Origin of the sequence: Microbispora hainanensis (assembly GCF_036186745.1) — a bacterium.
GTDB lineage: Bacteria > Actinomycetota > Actinomycetes > Streptosporangiales > Streptosporangiaceae > Microbispora.
This window is the reverse complement of the sequence record NZ_CP108086.1, coordinates 7,391,454-7,415,257: the sequence shown is the minus strand read 5'-3', so window position 1 is coordinate 7,415,257 and position 23,804 is coordinate 7,391,454. Positions and strand designations below refer to the sequence as shown.

18 protein-coding genes are annotated in these 23,804 nt (G+C 70.9%); 13 read left to right on the top strand and 5 right to left on the bottom strand.

Annotated features, from left to right (window positions below):
- Window positions 1–117: 117 nt before the first annotated feature.
- The 8 genes from metH (at window position 118) to OHB01_RS33830 (ending at window position 11,249) form a co-directional block, all read left to right on the top strand.
- On the top strand, window positions 118–3,582 hold the full coding sequence (gene metH / locus OHB01_RS33865; protein WP_328710327.1) for a methionine synthase: 3,465 nt from the start codon (window positions 118–120) through the stop codon (window positions 3,580–3,582).
- 95 nt (window positions 3,583–3,677) lie between these two features.
- Window positions 3,678–4,319, top strand: coding sequence for an HAD family hydrolase (locus OHB01_RS33860; RefSeq protein WP_142647375.1), 642 nt, complete (start codon window positions 3,678–3,680; stop codon window positions 4,317–4,319).
- Window positions 4,320–4,387: 68 nt separating this feature from the next.
- Complete coding sequence (locus OHB01_RS33855) at window positions 4,388–4,891, top strand: cellulose synthase (RefSeq protein ID WP_142647374.1); 504 nt, start codon at window positions 4,388–4,390, stop codon at window positions 4,889–4,891.
- 367 nt (window positions 4,892–5,258) lie between these two features.
- Window positions 5,259–6,251, top strand: a complete 993-nt coding sequence (locus tag OHB01_RS33850) for an ABC transporter permease (protein ID WP_142647373.1) — start codon at window positions 5,259–5,261, stop codon at window positions 6,249–6,251.
- A 71-nt stretch (window positions 6,252–6,322) separates the two neighbouring features.
- Window positions 6,323–8,083, top strand: coding sequence for an ABC transporter substrate-binding protein (locus tag OHB01_RS33845; protein WP_260617227.1), 1,761 nt, complete (start codon window positions 6,323–6,325; stop codon window positions 8,081–8,083).
- Between the two features lie 90 nt (window positions 8,084–8,173).
- Window positions 8,174–9,193 carry an ABC transporter permease gene (locus OHB01_RS33840; protein ID WP_142647371.1) on the top strand — a complete coding sequence of 340 codons (1,020 nt, stop codon included), beginning with the start codon at window positions 8,174–8,176 and terminating at the stop codon, window positions 9,191–9,193.
- Window positions 9,190–10,215: an ABC transporter ATP-binding protein gene (locus OHB01_RS33835; protein WP_142647370.1), complete on the top strand. Its 1,026-nt coding sequence runs from the start codon at window positions 9,190–9,192 to the stop codon at window positions 10,213–10,215. The genes OHB01_RS33840 and OHB01_RS33835 overlap by 4 nt, the downstream gene beginning before the upstream one ends.
- Window positions 10,212–11,249 (top strand): ABC transporter ATP-binding protein, encoded by a 1,038-nt coding sequence (locus tag OHB01_RS33830; RefSeq protein WP_142647369.1) that lies wholly within the window; start codon window positions 10,212–10,214, stop codon window positions 11,247–11,249. The genes OHB01_RS33835 and OHB01_RS33830 overlap by 4 nt, the downstream gene beginning before the upstream one ends.
- A gap of 327 nt (window positions 11,250–11,576) precedes the next feature.
- Here the strand turns inward: OHB01_RS33830 and OHB01_RS33825 are convergent, their stop codons facing one another.
- From OHB01_RS33825 to OHB01_RS33815, 3 genes are all read right to left on the bottom strand, one after another.
- Window positions 11,577–12,260 (bottom strand): response regulator, encoded by a 684-nt coding sequence (locus tag OHB01_RS33825; RefSeq protein ID WP_142647368.1) that lies wholly within the window; start codon window positions 12,258–12,260, stop codon window positions 11,577–11,579.
- A 97-nt stretch (window positions 12,261–12,357) separates the two neighbouring features.
- Entirely contained in the window at window positions 12,358–13,557 is a 1,200-nt protein-coding gene (locus OHB01_RS33820; protein WP_260617226.1) for a sensor histidine kinase, read from the bottom strand.
- A gap of 377 nt (window positions 13,558–13,934) precedes the next feature.
- Window positions 13,935–14,795: a RecB family exonuclease gene (locus OHB01_RS33815; RefSeq protein WP_142647367.1), complete on the bottom strand. Its 861-nt coding sequence runs from the start codon at window positions 14,793–14,795 to the stop codon at window positions 13,935–13,937.
- Window positions 14,796–14,955: 160 nt separating this feature from the next.
- Here OHB01_RS33815 and OHB01_RS33810 point away from each other — a divergent pair, with 160 nt between their 5' ends.
- Window positions 14,956–16,125, top strand: a complete 1,170-nt coding sequence (locus tag OHB01_RS33810) for a site-2 protease family protein (RefSeq protein WP_142647366.1) — start codon at window positions 14,956–14,958, stop codon at window positions 16,123–16,125.
- 447 nt (window positions 16,126–16,572) lie between these two features.
- On the top strand, window positions 16,573–18,048 hold the full coding sequence (locus OHB01_RS33805) for an FHA domain-containing protein (RefSeq protein ID WP_328854513.1): 1,476 nt from the start codon (window positions 16,573–16,575) through the stop codon (window positions 18,046–18,048).
- Between the two features lie 302 nt (window positions 18,049–18,350).
- On the opposite strand, the gene OHB01_RS33800 is transcribed toward OHB01_RS33805, so the two are convergent.
- The gene (locus OHB01_RS33800) at window positions 18,351–18,941 is read right to left on the bottom strand and encodes a TetR/AcrR family transcriptional regulator (RefSeq protein ID WP_328854512.1); all 591 of its coding nucleotides are present in this window, start codon (window positions 18,939–18,941) and stop codon (window positions 18,351–18,353) included.
- Window positions 18,942–18,993: 52 nt separating this feature from the next.
- Between OHB01_RS33800 and OHB01_RS33795 the strand changes: the two genes are divergently transcribed.
- Window positions 18,994–19,914 (top strand): sugar kinase, encoded by a 921-nt coding sequence (locus OHB01_RS33795; protein WP_328854511.1) that lies wholly within the window; start codon window positions 18,994–18,996, stop codon window positions 19,912–19,914.
- A gap of 57 nt (window positions 19,915–19,971) precedes the next feature.
- A complete protein-coding gene (locus OHB01_RS33790) occupies window positions 19,972–21,195 on the top strand; it encodes an aminotransferase class III-fold pyridoxal phosphate-dependent enzyme (protein WP_142647362.1) in 1,224 nt (407 codons plus the stop codon).
- Between the two features lie 115 nt (window positions 21,196–21,310).
- Here OHB01_RS33790 and OHB01_RS33785 read toward each other — a convergent pair whose 3' ends face one another.
- On the bottom strand, window positions 21,311–22,423 hold the full coding sequence (locus OHB01_RS33785) for a GNAT family N-acetyltransferase (RefSeq protein WP_142647361.1): 1,113 nt from the start codon (window positions 22,421–22,423) through the stop codon (window positions 21,311–21,313).
- A gap of 406 nt (window positions 22,424–22,829) precedes the next feature.
- Between OHB01_RS33785 and OHB01_RS33780 the strand changes: the two genes are divergently transcribed.
- Window positions 22,830–23,693 (top strand): tRNA (adenine-N1)-methyltransferase, encoded by an 864-nt coding sequence (locus tag OHB01_RS33780; RefSeq protein WP_142647360.1) that lies wholly within the window; start codon window positions 22,830–22,832, stop codon window positions 23,691–23,693.
- Window positions 23,694–23,804: the final 111 nt, after the last annotated feature.

Below are 23,804 nucleotides of genomic sequence, written 5' to 3'. Positions count from 1 at the left end.
GCTGACCTGCGGCGGATCGCCGGGCGGACACGGGCCCGCCGTCGCCCGCGCGACCGCTATTCCCGTTTCACGCGCGCTGACGATGTTCCGTCCGTCGGGGCCGATAGGCTTGCCTCCATGACCAGCAGACCGTCGTTCCGAGAAGTGCTGTCCGAGCGAATCCTGATCGCCGACGGAGCCATGGGGACGATGCTGCAGTCCTACGACCCCACCCTTGACGACTTCCAGGGCCACGAGGGCTGCAACGACGTGCTCAACGTGAGCCGTCCGGACATCGTACGGGCCGTGCACGACGCATACCTGGAGGTGGGCGTCGACTGCGTCGAGACCAACACCTTCAACGCCAACCGGGCGGCCCTGGGCGAGTACGGCATCGAGGACCGCATCTTCGAGCTCTCCGAGGCGGGCGCGCGGCTGGCCAGGGAGCGTGCCGACCACTGGTCGACGCCGGACAAGCCCCGGTTCGTCCTCGGCTCGATGGGTCCCGGCACGAAGCTGCCCACGCTCGGCCACCTGCCGTACGAGACGCTGCGCGACGCCTACCGCGACAACGCGGCCGGCCTGATCGCGGGCGGGGCGGACGCCCTGATCATCGAGACCTGCCAGGACCTGCTGCAGGTGCGGGCGGCGGTCGTCGGCGCCAAGCGGGCGGTCGAGGCCGCCGGGCGCGACGTGCCGATCATCACGCAGGTCACCATCGAGACCAACGGCGCGATGCTGCTCGGCTCCGAGATCGGCGCCGCGCTGACCGCGATCGAGCCGCTCGGCGTCGACCTGATCGGCCTCAACTGCGCGACCGGCCCGACCGAGATGAGCGAGCACCTGCGCTACCTCGCCAGGCACTCGCGGATCCCGATCTCCTGCATGCCGAACGCCGGTCTGCCGCAGCTCACGGCCGACGGCGCGTACTATCCGCTGAGCCCGGGTGAGCTGGCGGACGCGCACGAGGCGTTCACCCGCGACTACGGCCTCGCACTGGTCGGCGGCTGCTGCGGCACCACTCCCGAGCACCTGCGCCAGGTGGTCGAGCGGGTGGGCGGCCGCGCCCGCGGCGAGCGGCGGCCCCGTCCCGAGGCGGGGGCGGCGTCGCTCTACCAGCACGTGCCGTTCCGGCAGGACACCTCCTACCTCGCCATCGGCGAGCGGACCAACGCCAACGGCTCCAAGGCGTTCCGCGAGGCGATGCTGGCCGGCGACTACGAGGAGTGCGTGGAGATCGCCCGGGCCCAGGCCCGCGACGGCGCGCACATGCTCGACCTGTGCGTCGACTACGTCGGCCGCGACGGGGTCGCCGACATGAAGGAGCTGGCGTTCCGGTTCGCCACCGCCTCCACGCTGCCGATCGTGATCGACTCCACCGAGCCCGCCGTGCTGGAGGCGGGGCTGGAGATGCTCGGCGGCCGGGCCGTGGTCAACTCGGTGAACTTCGAGGACGGCGACGGCCCCGACTCGCGCTACCAGAAGATCATGCGCCTGGTGAAGGAGCACGGCGCGGCCGTGGTCGCGCTGACCATCGACGAGGAGGGCCAGGCCCGCACCACCGAGGGCAAGGTGCGCATCGCCACCCGGCTCATCGAGGACCTGGTGAACACCTGGGGCATGCGGGTCGAGGACATCATCGTCGACTGCCTGACGTTCCCCATCGCCACCGGCCAGGAGGAGACGCGGCGCGACGGCATCGAGACGATCGAGGCGATCCGCGAGCTCAAGCGCCGCTATCCCGGCGTGCAGACCACGCTCGGCGTCTCCAACGTGTCGTTCGGCCTCAACCCGGCGGCCCGCATGGTGCTGAACAGCGTCTTCCTCAACGAGTGCGTCAACGCGGGGCTCGACTCGGCGATCGTGCACGCGTCCAAGATCCTGCCGATGAACCGGATCCCGGACGAGCAGCGGCAGGTCGCGCTCGATCTCGTGTACGACCGCAGGCGCGAGGGCTACGACCCGCTGCAGCGGTTCATGGAGCTGTTCGAGGGCGTCGACGCGGCGTCCATGAAGGCCGGCAAGGCGGCCGAGCTGGCCGGGCTGCCGCTGTGGGAGCGGCTCAAGCGGCGCATCATCGACGGCGAGCGCAAGGGCCTGGAGGCCGACCTCGACGAGGCCCTCGCCCAGCGGCCCGCCCTGGAGATCATCAACGACGTGCTGCTCGACGGCATGAAGGTCGTCGGCGACCTGTTCGGCTCCGGCGAGATGCAGCTGCCCTTCGTGCTGCAGTCGGCCGAGGTGATGAAGACGGCCGTGGCCTACCTCGAACCGCACATGGAGAAGGTCGAGGGCAGCAGCAAGGGCCGCATCGTGCTGGCCACGGTCAAGGGCGACGTCCACGACATCGGCAAGAACCTGGTGGACATCATCCTGTCCAACAACGGCTACGACGTCGTGAACCTCGGCATCAAGCAGCCGGTCTCGGCGATCCTGGAGGCCGCCGAGGAGCACCACGCCGACGTGATCGGCATGTCCGGGCTCCTGGTCAAGTCCACCGTGGTCATGAAGGAGAACCTCGAGGAGATGAACTCCCGGGGGATCGCCGACAAGTTCCCGGTGCTGCTCGGCGGCGCCGCCCTGACCAGGGCGTACGTCGAGCAGGACCTGGCCGATCTCTATCGGGGCGAGGTCCGCTACGCGCGCGACGCGTTCGAGGGCCTGCGCCTCATGGACGCCTTCATGGCGGTCAAGCGCGGCGAGGACGGCGCGGCGCTGCCGCCGCTGCGCGCGCGGCGGGTGAAGACCGGCGCGACGCTCACGCGGACCGCCGAGGAGGACCTGCCGGCCCGCTCCGACGTCGCCGCCGACAACCCGGTGCCCGCCGCGCCGTTCTTCGGCGACCGGATCGTGAAGGGCATCCCGCTGGCCGACTACGCCGCCTTCCTCGACGAGCGGGCGACGTTCATGGGCCAGTGGGGCCTCAAGGCAGCCCGGGGCGGCGACGGCCCGTCGTACGAGGAGCTGGTCGAGACCGAGGGCAGGCCGCGGCTGCGGATGTGGCTGGAGCGGCTGCAGACGGAGAACCTGCTGGAGGCGGCGGTCGCCTACGGCTACTTCCGCTGCGTCAGCGAGGGCGACAACCTGATCATCCTGGACGACGACGGCAAGGAGCGCACCCGCTTCACCTTCCCGAGGCAGCGGCGCGACCGGCACCTGTGCCTGGCCGACTTCTTCCGCTCCCGCGAGTCCGGGGAGACCGACGTCGTCGCCTTCCAGGTCGTCACGATGGGCAACCGGATCAGCGAGGCCACGGCCGAGCTGTTCGCCAAGGACGCCTACCGCGAATATTTGGAGCTCCATGGTCTGTCGGTGCAGCTCACCGAGGCGCTGGCCGAATACTGGCACGCCCGGGTGCGGTCGGAGCTGGGCATCGGCGGCGACGAGTCGCTGGCCGACATGCTCAAGGTGAACATCACCGGCTGCCGCTACTCCTTCGGCTACCCGGCCTGCCCCAACCTGGAAGACCAGGTGCAGGTCATGGAGCTGCTCGACCCCGCGCGCATCGGCGTGACGCTGTCGGAGGAGTTCCAGCTTCACCCCGAGCAGGCCACCTCCGCACTGGTCGTCCACCACCCCGAGGCGAAGTACTTCAACGTCTGACACTTCAACGTCCGACCGGCCGCACGGGCGTCCACGGGCACCCCTTACCATGTTGGTCCCCCCTCTTCGGGGGTCTCGCCGGGGGAAGGGGCCACGTGGACGCCGTGCTGTTCGACATGGACGGATTGCTCGTCGACACCGAAGGGGTGTGGTTCGAGGTCGAGACCGAGGTGGTCACCCGCCTCGGCGGTGACTGGGGCCCGGAGCACCAGGAACAGCTCGTGGGCGGCTCCTGGGACCGCACCGTCGCGTACATGCTGGAGCTGACGCAGGCCGATGTCGATCCCGCGATCGTGGGGGACTGGCTGATCGACGGGATGGAGAGCCGCCTGTCGAGGGGCGTCGAGCCCATGCCGGGAGCCCTCGAACTGCTGCGGGGGCTCGGCGACCAGGGGGTGCGCACCGCGCTTGTCACCTCGTCGCTGCGGATCATCGCCGACGCCGTGCTCAAGGCCGTCGGCCGGGAGCACTTCGAGGTCGTCGTGACGGCCGACGACGTCACCTGCACCAAGCCGCACCCGGAGCCCTACCTGACCGCGGCCGGCCTGCTGTCGGTGGACCCGGAGCGGTGCGTCGCGCTGGAGGACTCGCCGAACGGCGTCGCCTCCGCCACCGCCGCGGGGTGCAGGGTCGTCGCCGTGCCGGGCGTCCTGCCGATCGCCCAGGCGCCGGGCCGGGTCGTGATGCCCTCTTTGCTCGACGTGGACGTCGATTTCCTGCGGGGGCTCATCCGGTAACGCGGACCCCCGCATGATCGTCGCGCGGGTGCCAGGATGGGGGTACGCCGTGGATCGAGGGGGCCCTCATGAATTTCACCGACATCGCCTGGCTGCCGCTGTGCGCCGGCCTCACCGCGGTGGGCGTCGGGCTCAGCTACCTGGCCTTCCGGCGGCGGGGGGTGACCGCCGGCCTGCGCGCCACCGCCTGGTCACTGCTGCCGCTGGCCGCCTATCTCACCGGCGCGCTGCGGACGATCTGGAACATCGGCGCGGCGGCGGTGGGTTTCGTGACCGGCCTGGTCCTGTCGCCCGCGGTCTGGGCCGGGGTGGTCCTGGCCGGTCTGTCGGCGCTGCTTTTCGTCGTCTCCGGCACGCTGCGCGGCCGCGCCCTGTCCCGGGCCCGTACGGCACGGCCGGAGCAGGGTGGCGGCGCCGCGGCGTCCGAACGCTCCGCCGAGCCCGGAACGTCCAAGACGGCCACGTCTAAAACGGCACAGACCGGAAAGACGGCACCACGACAGGTGGAACAGTCCGCAGCAGATGATTTCTCGGACATCGAGGACATTCTCAAGCGCCGGGGGATCAGCTGATCGATCTCACATCGTGAGACGAAGTTACCGGCCAGTGCAATGTTACAGTTCCACGACATAATCGAAACGGGACGCGGACATTCCCTTCAAGATCAACACGAATGAGTTTCGCGTGAATCACAGTTGAGCCACAGCGGCCCCCTGGGGACTGGTCAGCCCAGCTCAGACCATAGATTCTGCCTCCGGGGGTCGCACACCACGCGACCCCTTCGGACAATGTCGTCTGGGATCCAGGGGGCCTGCACCACATGGCCGTGCGAGGCAAGGTCGTAAGCGGCCGCAGCTACTTCGTCGCCGGATCGATCCCGGGCTATCCCGAGCCCGTCACCGCTGTTGCGGTGCGCTCGGGCAGGGCGAAGGAGGATCGATGACCGCGCCGATGGACGTCACCGGTGGGGACACAGAGGCCGCGCCGGAGGCCGTCGTCGACGCCTCGGGCGGCAAGGCGATCCAGGGCAGGTCTCTCGGTCAGATCGCCTGGATGCGGCTCAAGCGCGACAAGGTCGCCCTCGCCGGTGGTCTGATCGTCATCTTCCTGATCCTGGTCGCGGTCTTCGCGCCGGTGATCGTCGGGGTGTTCGGGCAGGACCCGACGCAGTTCAACTCCAACCTCATCGACTCCTCCACGATGGCGCCCAAGACGGGCACCGGCATCAGCCTCGACCACCTGTTCGGCATCGAGCCGGTGAACGGCCGCGACATCTTCAGCCGCGTCGTGTACGGCGCGCGGATCTCGCTGCTCATCGCCTTCCTGGCCACGCTGCTCTCGGTGGTCATCGGCACCCTGCTCGGGGTCACCGCCGGTTACTTCGGCGGCCTGGTCGACTCGATCATCAGCAAGACCATGGACGTCTTCCTGGCCTTCCCGCTGCTGGTCTTCGCGATCGCGCTGGCCGGCATCGTGCCCGACACGGCGTTCGGCCTGACCGGCGACACGCTGCGCGTCTCGCTGCTGGTGTTCATCATCGGCTTCTTCAACTGGCCGTACATCGGGCGCATCATCCGGGGGCAGACGCTGTCGCTGCGCGAGCGGGAGTTCGTGGACGCGGCGCGCAGCCTCGGGGCGCGCGGGCCGTACATCATCTTCCGCGAGCTGCTGCCGAACCTGGTCGCGCCGATCCTCGTCTACGCGACTCTGCTGATCCCCACGAACGTGTTGTTCGAGGCGGCGCTGTCGTTCCTCGGCGTCGGCGTGCGCCCGCCCACCCCCACCTGGGGCGGCATGCTGTCGGACGCGGTGCGGTTCTACACGATCCCGCACTTCATGTTCTTCCCCGGCATGGCGATCTTCATCACGGTCCTGGCGTTCAACCTGTTCGGCGACGGCCTGCGGGACGCTCTCGACCCGAAGGCCCGCTGAGCCCTTCCCTTCTCGTAAAGTCCCCGGCTCCTATCACCAAGGGGTTTGCAATGCTAAGAAGAAGACTGGGTGTGGCTGCCATCGGCGCCGTGCTCGCCCTTGCCGTGGCCGCCTGTGGCGGCGGTTCGGGCAGCGGCACGTCGTCGTCGTCCTCCGGTGGCGACGCCGCGGGCGGCGCCACCGCGACCGGCGAGTTCAACGCGGCCCTCACGGGCATCGTGAACCCGTCGGACAAGAAGGGCGGCATCCTCAAGTTCGCCAACGGCGGTGACTGGGACTCCCTCGACCCGGGCGACACCTACTACGGCTACTCCTGGAACTTCATCCGCCTGTACGGCCGCTCGCTGCTGATGTTCAAGTCCGCCGTGGGCAAGGAGGGCAACGAGCTCGTCCCCGACCTCGCCGAGAGCCTGGGCACGCCGAGTGACGACGCCAAGACCTGGACGTACAAGCTCAAGAAGGGCATCAAGTTCGAGGACGGCACCCCGGTGACGTCCAAGGACGTGAAGTACGCCGTGGAGCGGTCGTTCGACAAGGAGGTGTTCCCCGACGGGTACACCTACTTCAACGACTTCCTCAACTGGCCCAAGGACTACAAGGGCGCGTACAAGTCGAAGGACGTCAACACCGACAGCGCGATCGAGACGCCCGACGACTACACGATCGTCTTCCACCTGAAGCAGCCGCTGAGCAACTTCGACTACTTCGCCCAGCTTCCGGCCACGATCCCGGTCCCCAAGGACAAGGACACCGGTGCGAAGTACAAGGAGCACGTGATCGCCACCGGGCCGTACAAGTTCGAGAAGAACGAGATCGGCAAGGGCTTCACGCTCGTCCGCAACGACCAGTGGGACCCGGCGACCGACCCGAACCGCAAGGCTCTGCCTGACGGCTACGAGGTCTCCACCAACGTCAACGCCGACGACATCGACAACCGGATCCTCGCCGGCGACCTCGACGTCGACGTCGCGGGCATCGGCATCCAGTCGGCGGCCCTCGGCCGGGTCCTGTCCGACCCCGCCCTGAAGGCGAACTCGGACAACCCGACGAGCACCCGCCTCTGGTACACCTCGATCAACGGCAACGTCCCGCCGCTGGACAACATCGACTGCCGCAAGGCCGTCGAGTACGCCACCGACAAGGTGTCCCTGCAGACCGCGTGGGGCGGCGAGTTCTCCGGTGGTCAGATCGCGACCAGCCTGCTGCCGCCGGCCATCCCCGGCCACGAGGACTTCAACCTCTACCCGCCGGGCGCCGACAACACGGGCGACCTGACCAAGGCCAAGGAGGCGCTGACCGCCTGCGGCCAGCCTGACGGCTTCGAGACCAACATCGCCTACCGCGCCGAGCGGCCCAAGGAGAAGGCGGCCGCCGAGGCGCTGCAGCAGTCCCTCGGCCGAGTCGGCATCAAGCTCACGCTCAAGCCGTTCCCGCAGGCCGACTACTTCGCCCTGTACGCCGGCAAGCCGGGCTACGCCAAGGACAACAAGATCGGCCTGGCCATGAACGGCTGGCAGTCCGACTGGCCCGACGGCTTCGGCTTCCTGCAGCAGATCGTCGACAGCCGCGTCATCCGTGACACCGGCGGCTCCTCCAACATCAGCGTCCGCGACCCCGAGGTCGACAAGCTGATCGACAAGGCGATGCTGGAGACCGACACCAACGCCCGCAACGCGATCTGGACCCAGATCGACAAGAAGGTCATGGAAGACGCCTTCATCCTGCCGAACGTGTGGACGAAGACCCTGCTCGTGCGCAGCAAGAACGCCACGAACGTCTTCGTCAACGACGCGTACGGCATGTACGACTACCTCGGCATGGGCGTCAAGTAAGCGTCCGCCGAGACCAGACAGATCCGATAGACGCGTGAACGCGGCAAGGGGGCCGGTCCGGCAGGGCCGGCCCCCGGAGCCGGGGGGACTGTGGTCACATACATCATCCGGCGGCTGATCTGGGCGGTGGTGATGCTCACCATCGTGAGCATCATCACGTTCGCCATCTTCTTCCTGGTGCCCCGCCTGGCGGGCGCCACCTCGGAGAGCCTGGCCGCGCGCTACGTGGGGCGCACCGCCTCGGCGCAGGAGGTCAAGCTCGCGGCCGACAAGCTCGGCTTCAACGATCCGCTGATCGTGCAGTACGGGCGGTTCGCCAAGGGCATCGTCGCCGGCGCCGACTACGACTACGGCCCCGGTGTGGAGCACTGCCCGGCGCCCTGCTTCGGCTACTCCTTCCTCACCCGGCTCCCTGTCTGGCCCGACCTGCTCGACCGGCTGCCCGTGACGATCTCGCTGGCCATCGGGGCCGCCGTCATCTGGGTGTTAGCCGGTGTGGCGACCGGCGTGCTGTCCGCGCTGAGACGCGGCAGCTTCTTCGACCGCGCCGCGATGGGCGTCGCCCTGGCCGGCGTGTCACTGCCGATCTTCTTCACCGGCATCGTCTCGCTGGTCATCTTCAGCTACGGTCATCCGTTCCGCATCACCGCCCCGGGCGGCAGCTTCACGCCGTTCGACGAGAACCCGGCGATGTGGGCCTACAACCTGATCCTGCCGTGGATCACGCTGGCCTTCCTGTACGCCGCCGGATACGCGCGGCTCACCCGGGCGGGCATGCTCGAGACGATGAACGAGGACTACATCCGCACCGCACGGGCCAAGGGCCTGAACGAGCGGAGGGTCGTGATCAAACACGGCCTGCGCGGAGCGCTCACCCCGATCCTCACGATCTTCGGCCTCGACCTCGGCCTGCTGCTCGGCGGCGCCGTGCTCACCGAGAGCACCTACTCGCTGCCCGGCATGGGCAAGTACGCGATCGACGCGATCACCAACCAGGACCTGCCCAAGGTCATGGGCGTGACGCTGGTCGCCGCGTTCTTCGTGGTCTGTGCGAACCTGATCGTCGACCTCCTGTACGCCGTCGTGGATCCGAGGGTGAGGCTGGGATGAGCTTCCTGGAACTGAAGGACCTGCGGATCCACTTCCCGACCGACGACGGTCTGGTCAAGTCGGTCGACGGGCTGTCGTTCAGCCTGGAGCGGGGCAAGACGCTCGGCATCGTCGGCGAGTCCGGCTCCGGCAAGAGCGTGACCAGCCTCGGCATCCTCGGCCTGCACAAGGGCGGGCGCGCCCGCATCTCCGGTGAGATCTGGCTGGACGGCGAGGAGCTCGTCGGCGCCAGCCAGGAGCACGTGCGGGCGCTGCGCGGCAAGAAGATGGCGATGATCTTCCAGGATCCGCTGTCGGCGATGCACCCGTTCTACACGGTCGGCGACCAGATCATCGAGGCCTACCGCATCCACAACGACGTCAGCAAGAAGGTCGCGCGCAAGCACGCGATCGACATGCTCGGCCGGGTGGGCATCCCGCAGCCGGAGCGCCGCGTGGACAGCTATCCCCACGAGTTCTCCGGCGGCATGCGGCAGCGCGCCATGATCGCGATGGCGCTGAGCTGCGACCCCGAGCTGCTGATCGCCGACGAGCCGACGACCGCGCTCGACGTGACCGTGCAGGCGCAGATCCTCGACCTGATGCGCGACCTGCAGCGCGACTTCAACGCCGCGCTGATCATCATCACGCACGACCTCGGCGTCGTCGCCGAGCTGTCCGACGACATCCTCGTGATGTACGGCGGCAAGTGCGTCGAATACGGCACCTCCGACGACATCTTCGAACGGCCCGAGCACCCCTACACGTGGGGCCTGCTCGGCTCTATGCCGCGCCTGGACCGCGAGCCGACCGAGCGGCTGATGCCGATCAAGGGCTCGCCGCCCTCGCTGATCAACGTGCCGTCCGGCTGCGCCTTCCACCCGCGCTGCGTGTTCGAGGAGCGTACGGGCGGAAGGGCCAAGGCGGAGGTCCCCGAGTTGCTGGAGACCGAGGGCGGCCACCTCGTGCGCTGCCACCTGCCGCGCGAGCGGCGGCGCGCCATCTGGGAGAACGAGATCAAGCCGAACCTGGAGGCTTCGTGAACGAGGAGCCCTTGCTGTCCGTACAGGGGCTGGAGAAGCACTTCCCGGTCACGAAGGGCCTGCTCAAGCGGCAGGTCGGCGCGGTCAGGGCGGTCGACGGCATCAGCTTCGACGTGAAGAAGGGCGAGACCCTCGGCCTGGTCGGCGAGTCGGGATGCGGCAAGAGCACCAGCGGACGCCTCATCACGCGTCTGATCGAGCCGACCGCCGGAAAGATCGTCTTCGAGGGCGCCGACATCACCCACATGTCCCAGGGGCGGCTGCGGCCGCTGCGCCGGGACGTGCAGATGATCTTCCAGGACCCCTACAGCTCGCTCAACCCCCGGCACACGGTCGGCGCCATCGTCGGCGCGCCGTTCCGGATCCAGGGCATCAAGACCGAGCAGGGCACCAAGAAGGCGGTCCAGGAGATCCTCGAACTGGTCGGCCTCAACCCCGAGCACTACAACCGCTACCCGCACGAGTTCTCCGGCGGTCAGCGGCAGCGCATCGGCATCGCCAGGACGCTCGCGCTCAAGCCCAAACTGATCATCGCGGACGAGCCGGTCTCCGCGCTCGACGTGTCGATCCAGGCCCAGGTCGTCAACCTGCTTGAGGACCTGCAGAAGGAGCTCGACCTCACCTACGTGGTGATCGCGCACGACCTGTCGGTGGTGCGGCACATCAGCGACCGCGTCGCGGTGATGTATCTCGGCAAGATCGTCGAGATCGCCGACCGCAAGGGCCTCTACGAGTCGCCGATGCACCCGTACACCAACGCGCTGCTGTCGGCGGTCCCGATCCCGGACCCGAAGCGGCGCACGGAGCGGGAGCGCATCCGGCTGCAGGGCGACGTTCCGTCCCCGCTCAACCCGCCGCCCGCCTGCCGGTTCCACACCCGCTGCTGGAAGGCGCAGGAGATCTGCAAGCAGGTCGAGCCGCCGCTGGTGGCGCTCGCTCCCGGGCACGAGGTGGCCTGCCACTTCCCCGAGAACGCCCCCTCCGGCGACGCGGCCGCGGCACCCGCGCAGCCGGCCGCCGCGCCCGCCGACTGAGCCGCCCACCGGGTTGTTCAGCAGGGTCATTCGGCAGGATTGTTCGGCCGGTTGTTCGGCACGGTTCTTCAGCAGGGTTCTTTAGCACGGTTCCTTGGCACCGCGCCTGTTCGCCCGGTCTTTCCGCCGGTACGGCCCCCGCCGTCTTCCCCCAGACGGTCCGCGGGAGCCGTACCGGCGGGGCGTGTTTCCGCCACCTCGGCCACGCCCCTGTCATGACGCTATCGGCGCGCGCCCCCGCCCGGCATCGGCCCTCCGTACTGATCTCGCCCGCTACCAGGGGATGACCCGGCCCGCCGCACTCCTCCCGTGGTCGTAGGGCGGTGGTCAGGAGAAGGCGCCGGGGACGATCAGCCCGGTCTCGTACGCGAGCACGACCGCCTGCACCCGGTCGCGCAGCCCCAGCTTGGTCAGCACGTTGCCCACATGGGTCTTCACCGTCGTCTCGCTGACCACGAGCTCGGCGGCGATCTCGGCGTTCGACATGCCCTTCGCGATCAGGCGCAGCACCTCCAGCTCGCGCTCGGTCAGCCGGTCGACCCGCGCGGGGGTGGCCTGCGGGTGGGCGGAGGGCAGCCGGGTGGCGAACTTGTCCAGCAGCCGCCGGGTGACGCTCGGCGCCACGATCGCGTCGCCGGCCGCCACCACGCGGATCGCCTGGACCAGCTCGTCGGGCGGCACGTCCTTGAGGAGGAACCCGCTCGCGCCCGCGCGCAGCGCCTCAACGATGTACTCGTCCAGGTCGAACGTCGTCAGCACGAGCACCTTCGGCACGTGGGCGCTCGGCGCGGCCTCCCGCACGATGCGGCGGGTCGCCTCGATGCCGTCGGTGCCGGGCATGCGGATGTCCATGAGCACCACGTCGGGCAGCAGGGCCCGCGACTGCTCCATGGCCACCGCGCCGTCGCCGGCCTCGCCCACGACGGTGACGTCAGGCTCGGCCTCCAGGATGAACCGGAACCCGGTGCGCAGCAGCGGCTGGTCGTCGACCAGCAACACCCTGATCGTCATGATGCGTCTGTCTGGGAATGGGCGGCGGGCCGCCGGGTGGAGGGGGACACCCTGATCGTCATGGTCTGTCCTCGGAGGGGCTCTACGTGTGGGGGCTTCACTTCAACGGGAACCGGGCGCGGACCTCGAACCCGCCCCCGGTGCGGGGACCGATCCGCAGAACTCCACCATAAAGCGCCACGCGCTCGCGGATGCCGACGAGACCGTGGCCCCTGCCTCCGATCCGCACCGACTCGTCCGCCGCGCCGCGCCCGTCGTCCTCCACGTGGATGCTCAGCTCGTTCGGCTCGTGCCGTACGGTCACCCAGGCGCGGGCGGCGGGCCCCGCGTGCCGCAGGCTGTTGGTCAGCGCCTCCTGCACGAGCCGGTAGGCGGCCAGGTCCACCCCGGGCGGCAGGCCGCGCCGCTCGCCCTCGATCGAGAGCTGGGTCCGCAGCCCCGCCTCGCGCATCTGCTCCACCAGCGCGGGCAGGTCGTGCATGCCCGGCTGTGGCCCGCGCTCTGCCGGGCCGTCGGTGCGCAGCACGCCGACGATGCTGCGCATCTCCGCCATCGCCGTACGGCCCATCTCCTCGATCGCGGACAGGGCGTCCCGGGCCACGTCGGGCTTGGTGTCGAGCATCTTGCGGGCGGCGGCGGCCTGGACCGTCATCACGCTGACGTGGTGGGCCACGACGTCGTGCAGCTCCCGGGCGATGCGGGAGCGCTCCTCGGCCCTGGCGGCCCTGGTGTCGGCCTCGCGCGCCCGCTCCAGCCGGTCGGCCCGCTGCACCAGCTCGGCGAGGTATGCGCGGCGCAGCCGCAGCGCCCGGCCGCACACCCAGCACAGCAGCAGGACGGCGGTGACGACGACATGGTCGGTCCACGACGGGGTGATGACCCCGGCGACCGTGCCGGCCAGGTAGGAGGCGAAGGAGACGACGAGGGCGACCAGGCTCAGCGCCAGCCCCCGGTAGGCGGCCACCGAATAGAGCAGGACGAGCGCGCCGAACCCGCTCAGACCGGGGTCGTAGTCGAGCGTGTCGAGCATCGCCTGGGGGACGCAGGTGGCCACCAGCAGCACGAAGGGACGGCTGCGCCGCAGGGCCACGGGCAGCGTGCAGGCCGCCGCCAGGACCAGGTTGAGCACGTCAGCCGGGCGCGGCGTCCCCGGCCGCAGCCAGCCGGCCCCCTCCCCGCGGCCCGCCGAGGCGATCCACACCAGGGACGCGGTCGTCAGCACCACCGCGAGGATCGAGTCGTAGACCAGGGGACGAGCCCTGAGCCAGGACCGCATATTGCCGGGGGTGGTGCGCACGTACCAAATCTAGGCGTTCGCCGCCCGAGGCCACCCTGCCCCGGAGGGATATCCCCCTCCTCCTCGCGGAGGAGCGGCGGAGGCCAACTGGCCGGGCACGACGAGGGACGTGACGTGCGCGTGCCTCCGGCTCGGCCGGGCGGACGTGATCGCGTCGGGCAGCGAGGCGGCAGCCCCGGACGCGCCCGGGGCGCGGGAGACGCGGCCCCGCGAGCGCCGGGGGACCCGGAGGTCTGGGAGATCCGGGAGGCGTGGGGAGATCTGGGGCAAGGGGAGATCCGGGAGACGCGGACACGGGAGCGCCGGGGGACCCGGAGGTCTGGGAGATCCGGGAGGCGTGGGGAGATCTGGGGCAAGGGGAGATCCGGGAGACGCGGTCACAGCTCGTCGCTGGCCGACCTCCTGCTCACGCGGGCCGACAGCCCGGGCTCGCGGTCGGGCACGGGCGGCGGGGTGCCGCCGAACTCCGGGCACAGCGCCTGGTGGTCGCACCAGTCGCACAGCCGGGAGCGGCGGGCGCGCCACTCACGGGTGCGTACGGCACGCTCGATGGCCGCCCACAGCGCCTCGACCTTGCGCTCGGTCGCCCGCAGGTCGGCCTCGTCGGGGACGTAGCGGATGATCTCACCGTTGCCCAGGTACATCAGCTGGAGCATCCGGGGGACCTGGCCGCTGCGCCGCCACAGCGCCAGCGCGTAGAACTTCATCTGGAACAGCGCCTTGGCCTCCCACTCGCGCCCCGGCGCCGTGCCCGTCTTGTAGTCCACGACCCGCACCTCGCCGGTCGGGGCCACGTCGAGCCTGTCGATGTAGCCGCGCAGCAGCAGCCCGCTTTCGAGCACGACCTCGACGTACATCTCCCGCTCGGCGGGCTCCAGCCGCTGGGGGTCCTCCAGCGTGAAGTAACGCTCGACCATGCCGCGGGCCTGGGTCAGCCAGGCGTCCCGCTCCGCGTCGTTCTCGAACAACCCCGCGTAGTCGGGCTCCTCGGCGAGTAGCCGCTGCCACTGGGGCTCCAGCAGGTCCTGGGCGGCGGCGACCGTCCGCGCCTCCGCGGGCAGGTCGTAGAGCCGCTCCAGCACGGCGTGAACGAGCGTGCCCCGGACCGCGGCGGCCGAGGGCCGCTCGGGGAGCTGGTCGATCACCCTGAACCGGTAGAGCAGGGGGCAGGTCATGAAGTCACCGGCCCGGGAGGGGGATAGCGCCCCGATCACGGCGCGCTCTTCGGCGAGGGTCATGCCGGAACTGTAGGACACCGGGCCGACAGAACGCTTCCGCCCCGCCCTTCCCGGGACGTCGCGGCGACGATCACACGGTGCGCAACGGGCGGGCGAGCTCTTAGGCTGATCTCACGCTCCGGCACGTAGCATCGAGGAGCGCGGGAGGGGAAGGCGGCACATGAGCACACCTGTCAAGGAGTCCACCGGACTGCGGATGGGGCGGCCCTTCGGCATCCCCGTTTACGTCTCGCCCACCTGGCTCATCGTGGCGGCGTTCATCACGTACAGCTTCCAGCCGGTCTTCGCCGCCAGTCTCCCCGGATACGGGCTCCTCGGCAGTTCCGTGGTGGCGCTGGTCTTCGCCGTCCTGCTCTACGGCTCGGTCCTGCTCCACGAGCTGGCGCACTGCGTGGTCGCCAAGCACTACGGCCTTCCGGTGCGCAGGATCACCCTCTACATGCTGGGCGGCGTCTCGGAGATCGAACGCGAACCCGAGACGGCGGGCCGGGAGTTCAACGTCGCGCTCGCGGGGCCCCTGCTTTCGCTCGGCCTCGCGGCGATCGGTTACCTGGTGTCCGCGGTCGCGTTCGTGACCGGTCCCGTCGACCCGCTGTCCATGTTCCTCCGCCCGCCCGACGGTCTCGTGCCGGTGCTGATCTGGCAGCTCTGGTCGTCCAACCTGATCGTGGGGATCTTCAATCTCCTCCCCGGCCTGCCGCTCGACGGCGGCCGGATGCTGCGGGCCGCCGTGTGGAAGGCCAAGCGCGACGCCGGCATCGGCACGCTGGCCGCCGCGTGGGTCGGCCGCGGCGTCGCGGTCGCGATAGTCGTCGTGCCCCTCCTGATGAACCTGATGTCCGGCCAGGAGCCGGGGATCGGGAGCATGCTCTGGACGGTGGTGCTGGCGTCGTTCATCTGGCTCGGGGCCTCCCAGGCGCTGCGGGTGGCCCGCGTGCGGGCCCGGCTGCCGCAGTTGCGGGCCCGGGTGCTGGCCCGCAGGGCGATCCCGGTCACTCCCGAGGTGCCGCTCTCCGAGGGCCTGCGCCGGGCGCGGGAGGCCGGGGCGGGGGCCATGGTGGTGGTCGACCACGACGGGCGGCCGGTCGGCATCGTCAACGAGGCGGCGGTCAACGCCACTCCCGAGCAGCGCAGGCCGTGGGTGAACGTCGGCGCGCTGTCCCGCTCCCTGGAGCCCTCGCTCGTGCTCGGCGCCGACCTGGAGGGGGAGTCCCTGCTCGACGCCATGCGGGAGGCCCCCGCGCCCGAATACCTGCTCGTCGAGCGGGGCGGTGAGATCTACGGCGTGCTCGCCACGGCCGACGTCAACCGCATGTTCAGCGGTGTGTGAGCGGCCCGTGAAACGGCCCGTGAAACGGCCCGGGGAACGGCGCGGGGAGCGGTCCGTGAAACGGCGCGGGCAGCGGCCCGGCCCGCCGGGGCGGCCAGCGCGTCTGTACGGTGGGTCCCCGGAGACCGGGCTGCCGATCGCAAACTCGGCCGGTCGTCGCCTGGGTGCCCGTCGCGCGCTCAGACAGTTCGAGACCGGGGCCGGCCGCTGTCCGGGCACCCGTCGCGTGCTCCCGCAGACCGAAACCTGGGCCGGTCGTCGCCCGGGCATCCCTCACGTGCTCCCGCAGATCAGAACGGGGGCCGGCCGCCGTCCGGGCACCCGTGGCGCACTCCCGCAGGCCGCTTCATCATTCTTTTTTGCTACTTTCTGGGGTGATCGATCCGGCACACGGCGTGCCGGCGATGGTGCCGGTCATCCGGTGGCGTTTCCGGAGGGAGAACTTCTGTGACGGAACAGGGCGTGGGGGTGGTCCGCCCGCTGCCGGGGGAGGGCGTGGTCGCCCATCTGAACGGGTTGCTGCTCGTGTGCGCCACCGGTGGCGACCACCCGGTCGAGGACCTGCTGGCGGCGCTGCACGAGACCGCCACGACGGGCGGGGACGGCCGGGCGCTGGCCCGGCGGGTGGCCCAGGTCCTCGCGCGCGCCATGGACAGGTCGATCGGCGGCGAGCCGACGGCCTGCGCGGTCGCCGGGCCCGCCGGGGGCGGCGTGGCCGTGCTGGTCAGCGGCGCCGCGTACGCGACCGTGTCGGGCGGTCCCGACGGCGAGGTCCGTCTCGCCGGGCACGACGCGCTGACCTGGACCGATCGCCTCGTCAACGGCCCGGTGTCCCGGGTCGAGCTGCGCCTGCCGGGAGCGGGCCCGTCGAGCCCGTACGCCCGCCTGGACGGCGGTGTGGTCACCGGGGCCGGGGTGGAGTGCGACTTCACGCGGCACGGCGACCTCGCCTTCCCGCCGCTGCCCCCGCGCCCGCCCCAGCCGCAGCAGCAGGGCGTGCAGCCCCCGCCTATCGGCGCTCCGGAGCCGATCGCCCCGCGTGGGCCCGTGGTGCCGTCGACCGTGCCTCCGCCGCCCGTGTCGCCGTACTCGGGTCCGCTGTCCGGCGGGCCGTCGGGGGAGCAGGGAGCGCCGTCTCCGGGACCGTCCCAGCCCCTGTCGCCGCCGCCCGTCCAGCCGCTGCCTCCGCTCCCCGATCCGGGTCCGGCACACCATTCGGGACCGCAGCCGCTGCCCCCGCTGCCCGAGCCCGCCGAGGATCGGGGCGCCCCGCACGACCCCAACCCGCCGCACGACCTGAACCCGCCGCTTGATCTGAACTCGCCGCTTGACCCGGGCGGTCCTGACGGCCCGCCGAGCGGGCCGTTCGAGCCGGTGCCGCACGCGCTCGCGGACGAGGATCCGGGCGAGGCGACCCAGCTGGACGCGACGCCCGAGCCGGAGCAGCGGCCGATGGTCTACGGCGTCGACTGCAAGAACGACCACTTCAACGACCCGCGCGCGCCCTACTGCGCGGTCTGCGGCATTCCGATCGACCAGCGGGCCGTGGTGCCCTACAAGGGTCCTCGGCCGCTGCTCGGCGTGCTGCTGCTCGACGACGGCATGGCGCTGCCGCTGGAGGCCGACTACCTGCTGGGCCGCGACCCCGAGCGCGCGCCCGAGGTGCAGTCGGGCGAGGCCAGGCCGGCCAGGGTGACCAGCCCGGACGGTTCGGTGTCGCGCCGCCACCTGCGGGTCTTCCTGGACAACTGGGACGTCAACCTGCTCGATCTGGGCTCGGTGAACGGCACCCAGATCCAGCCGCCCGGCGACCCCAACTTCTACGACATCCCGCCGAACGAGCCGGTGCCGATCCTGCCCGGCACGACCGTGCGTGTCGGCGTCTCGCGCACGATGCGGTACGAGCCCCATCGCACCGCCTGACGATCCGAGGCCGCCGGGACCACCGGCTCCCGGCGGCCGGATCAGCGGCCCAGATCGAGGGGCGCAGATCGAGGGGCCCAGACTTCCGGGGGGCCCAGAGCCGGAGGCGCAGCTCAGCGGCCCGGGCGCGGGAAGTGCTCACGCACGGGCGGCCACCGGGCACGGCGTTCGCCCAATAAGCACCGGGCACGGCGTCCGCCTAACGAGATCGGGCACAGCAAGACCGGCCCGGTGAGCTCCGGGGCCGTCGCGCAGGTGGCGCAGGGCTTCCAACCGGGAGGTGACGATCCCGTGCGCTCCGGTCAGGCGCGCAGCCGGTTGATCTCGCCGAGGATCAGCCGTTCCAGCCGCTCGGCGGTGACGTGCGCGGGATACAGCAGCCGGTGCACGCTCAGCCCGTCCACGAGCGCCAGCAGCCGCTCCGCCACGTCCTCCAGGTCGTCGTCCGTACGGATCTCACCGGCCTCGGCGGCGCACCTGAGCAGGCTCGTCACCAGATAGCGGAGCTCGGCGGCCTCCCGCCGCTGGACCTCCAGCAGCGCGGGGCTGGTCAGGCTGCGCCCCCAGAAGCCCACCTCCAGCCCGGTCTCCCCGGCCCGCTCGTCGTCGAGCGGCACGTTGTCGAGCAGCAGTTCGCGCAGCGCCTCAAGGCCGGTGCGGCCCGACAGCTTCTCCCGCAGCCGGTCGGTGATCCGGCGATGGGAAGCCTCCAGGGCCGACAGCAGGATCTCGTCCTTGTCGGCGAAGTAGTGCGTGAGCACCCCGTTGGAGTAGCCGGCCTCCTTGGCGATGGCCCGCGTCGTCGCGGCCTCGATGCCCTCGCGCAGGATGATCCGGCGCGCCGCCGCAACGACCTCGCCCCGGCGCTCCTCATGATTGACGATCTTCGGCATGGTGCACCACCTCGGTTGACATTTTAGTCGGGCGCCCGTCTATTATCCGCTCATGACGGTAGTGACGGTCGGCGTGCATATCGTCGACGTCCTGGCCCGCCCGGTCGAGTCGATCCCGGCCGGTCAGGACACCCACCTGCTGGAGCAGATCCGCATCAGCGCGGCCGGCGCCGCCGCGGGCACGGCCGTGACCCTGGCGAAGATCGGCGTACCGGTCGCCTCGATGGGCGCCGTCGGCGACGACGAGCTCGGCGACTTCCTCCTGATGATCATGGCGAGGCACGGCGTCGACGTGAGCGGCGTGGTGCGCAGGCAGGGGGAGCAGACCGCCGCCTCCATCCTGCCCATCCGCCCCGACGGCGGACGGCCGTCGTTCCACGTGCCGGGGGCCAACCTCGGCCTGGCGACCGCCGACCTCGACGCGGATCGTCTCACCGGCGCGAAGGTGGTGCACCTCGGCGGCATGGACGTCACCTGGGGCCTGCACGACCCCGCCTTCTTCGCGCTGCTCGACAAGGCCCGCGAGGGCGGCACGACCGTCACGCTCGACCTGCTGTCGAACATGCCCGACCTCATGCCCGGCGTCCGGGCGTTCCTGCCCCACGTCGACTACCTCCTGCCGAACGAGGAGCAGGCGCTCATGCTCAGCGGGGCGGCGACCCCCGAGGAGGCCGCGGCGGCGCTGCTCGCCGAGGGGCCGAAGGGCGTGATCGTCACCCTGGGGGCGGCCGGCAGCCTCGTGGCCACCGCCGACGGAGTCACCCGGGTGCCCGCCCTCGACGTGCCGGTGGTCGACACCACCGGCTGCGGCGACGCGTACTGCGCCGGATTCGCGGCGGGACTGCTGCACGGCCGCGACGTCCTCGGCGCCGCGCGCCTCGGCACCGCCGTCGCCGCACGGGTCGCGGGCGGGCTCGGCTCCGACGCCGGGCTGGACGGCTTCTCCGCCGCCGACCCCGGCCCGGACGCCTGACCCGGCTCCCCGCCCGGCCCCCACATCTCCGATATTCCGATCCCAGGAGTGCCGCCCATGTCCCTCGACGCCTCCCTGCGGGCCCGTGCCGCGAAGGTCATCCCCGGTGGCATGTACGGCCACCTCAACGCGGCCCTGCACGGCGACCGCTACCCCCAGTTCTTCGTACGCGCCGAGGGCGCCCGGCAGTGGGACGCCGACGGCCGTGCGTACGTCGACCTGATGTGCAGCTGGGGGCCGATGATCGTCGGCCATCGCAACCCGCGCGTGGAGGCAGCCGCCGCCGCGCAGCAGGCGGAGGGCGACTGCCTGAACGGCCCCGGCCCGGTCATGGTGGAGCTCGCCGAGCTGCTGGTGGACCTCATCCCCTCCGCCGACTGGGCGATGTTCTCCAAGAACGGCACCGACGCCACGACCCAGGCCCTGATGGTGGCCAGGGCGGCGACGGGCAGGACCAAGGTGCTGGTCGCCCACGGGGCCTACCATGGCGCCGACCCCTGGTGCACGCCCGGCCTTTCGGGCGTCACCCCCAACCAGCGGGCGGACACGATCGAGTTCACCTACAACGACCTCGCGAGCGCCGAGGCCGCCGCCGCACAGGCGGACGGCGACGTCGCCGCCATCCTCGTCACCCCGTTCAAGCACGACTCGTTCGAGGACCAGGAGGACGCCGACGCGGAGTTCGCCCGGGGCCTGCGGGCGCTGGCCGACCGGATCGGGGCGGCGCTGGTCATCGACGACGTACGCGCCGGGTGGCGGCTCGACCTGCGCGGCTCGTGGGAGCCGCTCGGAGTGCGCCCCGACCTGGCGGCCTGGAGCAAGGCGATGGCCAACGGCTTCCCCATCGCGGCGGTCACCGGGACCGACGCGCTGCGCGGGGCGGCCCAGACGCTGTATTCGACCGGCTCCTTCTGGTTCTCCGCCACGGCCATGGCCGCCGCCAAGGCGACGATCGAGATCCTGCGCGAGACCGACGGCCCCGCGCTCATGCACCGCGCCGGGACCCGGCTGCGCGAGGGCCTCGCCGCTCAGGCGGCGGCGCACGGCTTCGTGGTCCGTCAGACCGGCCCGGTGCAGGTGCCGTGGCTGTCCTTCGAAGGCGACGAGACCCTGGAGAAGGGCATCGCCTGGGCCGGGCACTGCCTGGAGGAGGGCGTCTATCTCCACCCCTGGCACAACTGGTTCCTGTCGGCCGCGCACACCGACGAGGAGATCGACCGGGCCCTCCAGGGCACCGACGCCGCCTTCGCCAAGCTGCGGGCCGCGTACGGAGCCGACTGAGCCACCGGTCTCCGAAGGCGTGGGCGGGGCGTCCGGAGGGCGTTCCGCGCCGCGGACGGCCCGCGCTCGGGTGCCGGGTTCCGGGCGGCATCCGGGCGCGGGAGGTCCGTTGCGCTCAGGGGCGTGTCCGCGCCCACTGGATGTCGTCGAGCCGGGTGCCGTCCGGGCCGGGCAGCAGTCCCTTCACCAGGTGCTCCCGGGTGAAGCCCGCCCGTTCCAGCACGCGGTGGGACGCGGCGTTGCCCGGCGCGGTCCCGGCGATGATCCGGCGCAGCGGCGTGTGCGTGAAGGCCCACTCCACCAGCAGGTTCGCCGCACGCGTCACCAGGCCCCTGCCGCGGAAGTCCGGGTGGAGGCTGTAACCGAGCATCGCCTGGCCCAGCGGCGGGACGACGCCGGTGAGCTGGATCTCCCCGGCGAACTGGCCGGTGGTTGCGTCCCTGATGGCGATGTCCGCGCGCTGGCCGGTCAGCCACCGGTGCCCGGCGTACCGGCAGAGCACCTCGCAGTCCGCGTACTCCGGCTGCCCGGGCGGCACGTGCGAGTCCATCACGTCGGGCACGGACGCCAGCGCGAAATAGTCGGCGGCGTCGGCCGTGGTCAGCGGCGTGAGCCGGACGACGCCGTCGGTGAGCGAGCCACCGGGGAACCCTCCGGGGAAGAACGGCAGGAAGGGCGCGATCGGGTCGCCGGGGTCGGTGCTCAGCCGCCCGAACACCGCGAGGTCGGCGAGGGTGCCGCCCCGGGGACCGCCGGCCCCGCGCAGCACCCCCTCATGGGCGAAGCCGCACCGCAGGGCGACCCGCTGGCTCGCGACGTTCTCCACGTCGGCGTACAACTCGATCCGCGGGACGCCCCGGGCGAAGGCATGCTCGGCGAGCGCCCGCACGGCGGCCGTGACGACGCCGCGCCCGCGTGCCCACGGCGCGAGCCAGTAGCCCACCTCCGTCCCGCCGAACCGGTCCTGCGGCTTGAGCCCGGCGGCGCCGAGCACCTCGTCCGTGGCGGCGTCGGCGACGACGAAGTCGGCTCCGCCGTTCTCCCAGGTGGCGGGCACGGTCTTGGTGATCCACGTCAGCGCGTCGTCCCGCGTGTACGGGGAAGGGACAAAGGGGATGAACCTCGCGATCTCGGGGTCGGCGCAGGCTCGGGCGATCTGGTCGGCATCCCCCTCGACGGGCAGGCGCAGCACGGCCGGTCCGGCGGGGATCGCCTCTTGGGGCAACATGTCCCATTGTTACCAGCAGCGACTCCGCACCGGCCAGGCGTTTTCCCGGCCACCGCCGCGCCCCGCCGGGTTGCCGTGCGCCCTGCCGGGTTGTCACGCGCCCCGCTGGGTTGCTGTAAGCCCCGTTGGGTTGTCACGCGCTCTGCCGGGTTGTCACGCGCCCCGCTGGGTTGCTGCACGCCACGTAGCACCCCCGCTCCGCGCGGGCGAATCTCGTCGGTCGCGGGCACCCCGTGCCCCTTCCTCCGATCTTCGCCCCATCGTGTCGCCCGGAGCGGCGCCTCGCCGCGTTGTCGTCGTCGCCCACAGCCCGGCTATGGTCTCCTCCTCCGCCTTGCGATGCACGACTCCGGCCACCGCTCCGTCCCGGCGAATCTCGTCGGTCGCGGGCACTAGCCTTTTCCGCATGGGTTTTCGCAGGCACGGCCCGTTCCAGGCCGGAGATCAGGTCCAGCTCACCGACCCCAAGAACAAGCGGCACACGGTGACGCTGAAAGAGGGCGGCGTCTTCCACACGCACAAGGGGTCGATCCCGCATGACGACCTGATCGGACAGCCCGAGGGGTCCGTGGTGCGGTCCTCCGGAGGCACGGCCTACCTGGCGTTCCGGCACCTGCTGGCCGACTACGCGGTCTCGATGCCGCGCGGCGCCGCGGTGGTCTACCCGAAGGACGCGGCCCAGATCGTCGCCATGGCCGACATCTTCCCGGGCGCCCGGGTGGTCGAGGCCGGCGTGGGCTCCGGCGCGCTCACCTGCTTCCTGCTGCGCGCCGTCGGCTCGGAGGGGAAGGTCACCTCGTACGAGCGGCGCGCCGACTTCGCCGAGGTGGCCACCAAGAACGTGGAGAAGTTCTTCGGCGGCCCGATGGGGCAGTGGCGTCTTGTGGTCGGTGACTTCGTCGACGCTCTGGACGAGACGGACGTGGATCGCGTCATCCTCGACATGCTCGCCCCTTGGGAGTGCGTTGACGCGGCGGCGAAGTCCCTTACTCCTGGGGGAGTTATCTGCTGCTATGTAGCAACGACGACCCAGATGTCCAGAACGGTGGAAACCCTGCGGGAGCACGGGAGTTTCACCGAGCCTCACGCGTGGGAGACCCTGGTTCGCGACTGGCATGTCGAAGGTCTCGCCGTACGGCCCGACCACCGGATGGTCGGCCACACGGGGTTTCTCGTGACGGCCCGTCGCATGGCGGACGGCGTCACGCCCCCGCCGCGGCGCAGGCGTCCCGCCAAGGGGGCGTACGGAGAGGGGATCGAACAAGTGTGACGATTCAGCCACAACCCGGCAAAGCCGCGTGACACGGGAACATATGGGTGTGTTCCTAATGGTGAACCGAACAATCGGTCCATAAGGTATCAAACGCCGAACACCCAACGT